The sequence below is a fragment of the Acidimicrobiales bacterium genome (genome assembly GCA_035540975.1).
Classification (GTDB): domain Bacteria; phylum Actinomycetota; class Acidimicrobiia; order Acidimicrobiales.
Genome location: DATLFN010000134.1, coordinates 1 through 5,192, shown reverse-complemented (window position 1 = coordinate 5,192; position 5,192 = coordinate 1). Strand labels below are relative to the sequence as shown.

Below are 5,192 nucleotides of genomic sequence, written 5' to 3'. Positions count from 1 at the left end.
ACGCCGAGTTCTTCGGCGGCTCGCCGAGCGACCTGGGGGAGGCCCGGGCCGCCACCGACCTGCCGGTGCTGCGCAAGGACTTCACCGTGTCCGAGCGCGACGTCTGCGACGCCCGCCTCATCGGCGCCGACGCCGTGCTGCTGATCGTGGCCGCCCTGTCCGACGACGAGCTGGGGCGCTTCCTGGCCCTGGCCACCGACGTGGGGCTCGACGCCCTGGTGGAGGTGCACGACGAGGCCGAGGCGGGGCGGGCCCTGGCCGTGGGCGCCACCCTGGTCGGCGTCAACCAGCGGGACCTCGCCACCTTCGAGGTGGACACCGACCGCGCCGTGCGGGTGGCGTCGGCCATCCCCGACGACGTGGTGAAGATGGCGGAGTCGGGCATACGGGGCCCCGGGGACGCCGCCCGCCTGGCCGCCGCCGGGTACCACGCCGTGCTGGCCGGCGCCGGTCTCGGCGATGACCCTCGCCTTGCCCATGCGCCGGGCCAGGAGGGCCTGGCCCACCACGTTGTTGATCTTGTGCGAGCCGGTGTGGGTCAGGTCCTCCCGCTTGAGCAGCACGCGCACGCCGAGGCGCTCGGAGAGGCGCGGGCACTCGCTGACCGGGGTGGGCCGGCCGTTGGCCCGGAGGATGCCCTGGTACTCGTCGTGGAAGGCGGGGTCGGCCCAGGCCGCCCGGAAGGCGGCCTCCAGCTCCTCGCACGCCGGCACCAGCGACTCGGGCAGGAAGCGGCCGCCGAAGCGCCCGAACCGGCCCGCCTCGTCCGGTTCGCCCATGAGGCGGCCCGGCGTCGGCTCGACCGCCGTCACCGGTCGCTCGCCCAGTCGAACGGGCCCTCGCCGGTGTCGGCGTCCTGCTCCGGCGCGGCCGCCCGGGCGGCGGCCACGAACGATCGCAGCTTCACGGCGTCCTTCCTCCCCGGCGACGCCTCCACGCCCGAGCACACGTCCACCCCCCACGGCTTGGCCTGGGCGACGGCGTCGGCCACGTTGTCGGGCGTGAGGCCCCCGGCCAGCAGCAACCGCGAGCCGGGCGGCACGCCGTCGCACAGCGTCCAGTCGAACACCTGCCCCGAGCCGGGCGCGGGGGCGTCCAGCATCACGATCTGGGCGCCGTACTCGTCGGCCCGGCGGATGGCGCTGCTCCCGGCCGGGAAGGCGTTGATGACGAGCGGCACCCGCTCGACGACCCACTGCACCTGGGCCGGCGTCTCCCGGCCGTGCAGCTGGGCGGCCCGCAGGCCGAGCCCGTTCACCACCTTCACGACCTGCTCGGGCGCCTCGTCCCGGAACACCCCGACGGTGACGACCTCGCGGGGCAGGCGGCTCACGACGTCGCGCACCGCCGCCACCGAGACCTGGCGGGGGGACGGGGCGAAGATGAAGCCCACGGCGTCGGCGCCCATGGCCACCGCCAGGAGGGCGTCCTCCTCGCTGGTGGTGCCGCACACCTTCACGAACATGCGCGCAGTGCCCGTACGGCCGCGGCCGGGTCGTCGCTCGTCACCAGCGCCTCCCCGACGAGCACGGCGTGGTACCCGGCGGCGGCCAGGCGGGCGGCGTCCCCGGGGCCCCGGATGCCCGACTCCGCCACCTTCACCACGCCGTCGGGGATGGCCGACGCCACCCGCACGGCGCGGTCGGTGTCCACCTCGAAGGTGGCGAGGTCCCGCTGGTTGACGCCGACCACGGTGGCGCCCACGGCCAGGGCCCGCCCCGCCTCGGCCTCGTCGTGCACCTCCACCAGGGCGTCGAGCCCCACGTCGGCGGCGAGCGCCAGGAAGCGCCCCAGCTCGTCGTCGGACAGGGCGGCCACGATGAGCAGCACGGCGTCGGCGCCGATGAGGCGGGCGTCGCAGACGTCGCGCTCGGACACGGTGAAGTCCTTACGCAGCACCGGCAGGTCGGTGGCGGCCCGGGCTTCGCCCAGGTCGCTCGGCGAGCCGCCGAAGAACTCGGCGTCGGTGAGGACGGACAGGCACGTGGCACCACCGTCGGCGTAGGCCTTGGCCAGCACCCCCGGGACCGCCTCGGGCGCCAGGTCGCCCAGCGACGGAGAGCGCTTCTTCACCTCGGCGACGACCGCCAGCCCGTCCGCCGCCGCCAGTGCGGCCGCGAACCCCCGGGTGGGCCCCTCCGACCGCGCCGCCTCGACCAGCTCGTCCAGCGGCCGGGGGTCGAGCGCGGCGGCCCGGCGGTGGGCGTCGAGGATGGTGTCGAGGTAGGTCGCCACAGCCTCCCCAGCCTAGGGGCGACCCCGTCGACCGGCCGCACCGGACCGGGTTCACACTTCCCTCACGGGCGGGTGCCACCCTTTCGGTGTGCGGTCCGACCAGGGCACCATCGTCGTCGTCGAGGACGACCCGAACATCGCCGACCTGGTCGACCTCTACCTGCGGCGCGAGGGCTGGCGCGTCCTCCAGGCGACCGACGGCTCCCGCGGGCTCGAGCTGGTCGACCGGGAGCGCCCCCGGCTGGTGGTCCTGGACGTCGGGCTGCCGGGCGGCATGGACGGGCTCGAGGTGTGCCGGCGCCTGCGGTCGGGCGAGCGGACGGCCGCCGTCCCGGTGGTGATGCTGACGGCCCGCGACGGCGAGGTCGACCGGGTGCTCGGCCTCGAGCTGGGCGCCGACGACTACATCACCAAGCCCTTCTCGCCCCGCGAGCTGGTGGCCCGGGTCAGGGCCGTCCTCCGGCGGGCGGACGGGCCGCCGCCCGCTCCGACGGGCATCCTGCGGGCCGGGGACGTCACCGTGGACACCGCCCGGCGGGAGGCGTCGGTGGACGGGACGGCCGCTCCGCTGGCCACCCGGGAGTTCGACCTGCTCCGCCACCTGGCCGAGAACCCCGGCCTGGTGCTCACCCGGCGCCAGCTGCTCGACGCCGTCTGGGGCGCCGACTGGTTCGGCGACGAGCGGACGGTGGACGTCCACGTCCGCCAGCTGCGCCGCAAGCTGGGCGACGCCCTCCCCCTCGCCACCGTGTGGGGCGTGGGCTACCGGCTGGGCTGAACCGGGGGTGACGTGCGCCGACGGCTGACCGTGGCGATCGTGGGCGTGGTGGCCGCCGCCCTCGTGGTCGCCGGCATCGGCACCCTGGTGCTGGCCCGCTCGGCCGCCCGCCACCAGACGGAGGACGACCTGGTCGAGCAGGCACAGGCCCTGGCGGAGGCGGCCGAGGGGCTGCAGCGGCCGGGCGTGCTCAACGCCCTGCGGCGCTCGCTGCGCCTGGAGGGCGCCGCCGTGGTGCCCCTGGCCCGGCCCGGGCTGCGGCCCCGGTTCGAGGCCGTCGGCAGCCCCGTCGAGCTCGATCCCGCCGAGATCGACCGGCTGCGGTCCGGTTCCACCGTGTCGGGCTGGGAGGGCGACCTCGCCTACGCCGCCGCACCCCTCGCCGCCGGGGGCGCGGTGCGGTTCCTCGCCGCCGTCGTGCTCACCCGCTCGACGCCGTCGGGCCTGGGCGTCGCCCTGCCGTGGTTCGTGGTGTCGGCGGCGCTCGCCCTCGTCGCCGCCGCGGCGGTCGCCGACCGCCTGGGCCGCCGCTTCGCCCGGCCCGTGTCCGCCGCCGCCGACGCCGCCCGGCGCATCGCCGCCGGGGACCTGGACGTGCGGGTCGACCCGGGCGGCCCGGGGGCCGAGGGGGAGCTGTCCCGGCTGGCCGAGGCGGTGAACTCGATGGCGGCCGACCTGGAGCGGGCCCGCGGCGTGCAGCGCCGGTTCCTCCTGTCGGTGTCGCACGAGCTGCGCACGCCGCTCACCTCGGTGCGGGGGTTCGCCGAGGCCATCGCCGACGGCGCCGCACCCGACTCGCGGCGGGCGGCCGAGGTGATCGGTGCCGAGGCCCGGCGGCTGGAGCGGCTGGTGGGCGACCTGCTCGACCTGGCCAAGCTCGACGCCCGTGCCTTCTCGCTCGACCTGGGCACCGTCGACGCGGCCGCCGTCGCCGCCGACACGGCCGAGGGCTTCCGGCCGGCGGCCGACGCCGCCGGGGTCACCCTCGTCGTGTCGGGAGCGCCGGCCCCGGCCACCGCCGACCCGGTCCGGCTGGCCCAGGTGGTCGCCAACCTCGTCGAGAACGCCCTGAAGTTCGCCGCCTCCCGCATCGAGGTCACCACCACCAGCGAGGCGGACCGGGTGGAGGTGGCGGTGGCCGACGACGGCCCGGGGATCCCCGGCGCCGACCTCCCACACGTCTTCGAGCGGCTGTACCAGTCGTCCCGGCCGGCGGCCCGCCAGGTCGGGTCCGGCCTCGGCCTCGCCATCGTGGCCGAGCTGGCGGCGGCCATGCAGGCGGACGTGCGGGCGGCATCCCGGCCCGGCGCCACCCGCATGACCGTGCGGCTGCGGGCGGCCGGGCCCGCCGCTACCGGGGGCGGGTCGTCGCCGTCGGCGCCCTCGTCGTCGTCGTAGCCGGCCGCGTCGTCGTAGCCCCGGGCCGGGTCGTGGTGGTGGCGCCGGGGGCGGTGATGGTCGTCGGTGCCGGCGGTGGCGGCGGTTCGGCGCACGCCGGCAGGGCGATCTCGAACGGCTCGACGCCGCCAACCACCAGGCGCAGCGGCTGGACGCCGGTCGCCCGGCACACGACCTGCCAACGGGCCTGACCGCCGGCGTCGGTGGCCGTGGCCGCCGGGGGGACGACGGACCAGGCGGCGCCGGCGATCTCCACGGGCGTGGCGGCGCGCGGCGTCCCCCGGACGACGCCCTCGGCGTCGACGCTGCGGGACGTGACCTGCACGGCGAGGGTGGCCGGCTCGCCCACCCGGGGCGGGCTGGGCGCGATGGCGGGCACCGCGAAGGTGCCGACGTGGACGGCCACCTTCTGCTCCACCGGAGCCGTCTCCCGGTAGCCGACGTAGACGAAGGAGGGCTCGGTCTGCGCCAGGTCGGGCGCCCGCCACGCCCGGATCCGGTAGCGGCCCCCGAGGACGTTGGGCAGCGACCACGCGCCGTCCTCCCCCGAGAGCACGTCCGTGCGGGCGGCGGCGTCGCCCACCAGTCGCTCGACCCGCACGTTGGCGCCCAACACCGGCAGGCCGTCGGGACCGACGACGCGGCCCCGCACGGTCGCCAGGCCGGGGCCCATCACGACGGTGGTCGTGGTGGTGCGGCCGGGGGCGACGGGGAGTGCGACGGCGCGGTAGTCGGGCGGCGCCGTGGTGGGCGGGCGGGCCGCCCAGCACGGCGGCCCGCC

General features: G+C 77.4%; 5 protein-coding genes and 2 pseudogenes. 3 read left to right on the top strand and 4 right to left on the bottom strand.

The features are described 5' to 3' along the window. The first annotated feature begins 65 nt into the window (after positions 1-65). Positions 66-410, top strand: a pseudogene (locus tag VM242_13195) (indole-3-glycerol-phosphate synthase TrpC). A 78-nt stretch (positions 411-488) separates the two neighbouring features. Here VM242_13195 and VM242_13190 read toward each other — a convergent pair. The 3 genes and pseudogenes from VM242_13190 to VM242_13180 form a co-directional block, all read right to left on the bottom strand. Then, positions 489-779, bottom strand: a pseudogene (locus VM242_13190) (pyridoxal-phosphate dependent enzyme). 29 nt (positions 780-808) lie between these two features. After that, positions 809-1,465, bottom strand: coding sequence for a phosphoribosylanthranilate isomerase (locus VM242_13185; GenBank protein ID HVM06117.1), 657 nt, complete (start codon positions 1,463-1,465; stop codon positions 809-811). Further along, positions 1,456-2,235, bottom strand: a complete 780-nt coding sequence (locus VM242_13180) for an indole-3-glycerol phosphate synthase TrpC (protein ID HVM06116.1) — start codon at positions 2,233-2,235, stop codon at positions 1,456-1,458. The genes VM242_13185 and VM242_13180 overlap by 10 nt, the downstream gene beginning before the upstream one ends. Before the next feature lie 88 nt (positions 2,236-2,323). Here VM242_13180 and VM242_13175 point away from each other — a divergent pair, with 88 nt between their 5' ends. Both VM242_13175 and VM242_13170 read left to right on the top strand, forming a co-directional pair. Continuing rightward, the gene (locus VM242_13175) at positions 2,324-3,013 is read left to right on the top strand and encodes a response regulator transcription factor (GenBank protein HVM06115.1); all 690 of its coding nucleotides are present in this window, start codon (positions 2,324-2,326) and stop codon (positions 3,011-3,013) included. Between the two features lie 12 nt (positions 3,014-3,025). After that, positions 3,026-4,411: a HAMP domain-containing sensor histidine kinase gene (locus VM242_13170; protein HVM06114.1), complete on the top strand. Its 1,386-nt coding sequence runs from the start codon at positions 3,026-3,028 to the stop codon at positions 4,409-4,411. Here VM242_13170 and VM242_13165 read toward each other — a convergent pair. Continuing rightward, a partial coding sequence (locus tag VM242_13165) for a carboxypeptidase-like regulatory domain-containing protein (GenBank protein HVM06113.1) occupies positions 4,365-5,192 on the bottom strand: 828 nt, incomplete at its 5' end. The genes VM242_13170 and VM242_13165 overlap by 47 nt on opposite strands.

What these genes read in the sequence shown, in the direction of transcription:
- VM242_13185 (HVM06117.1), bottom strand. Translation starts at nt 1,465, where the DNA reads ATGTTCGTGAAGGTGTGCGGCACCACCAGCGAGGAGGACGCCCTCCTG.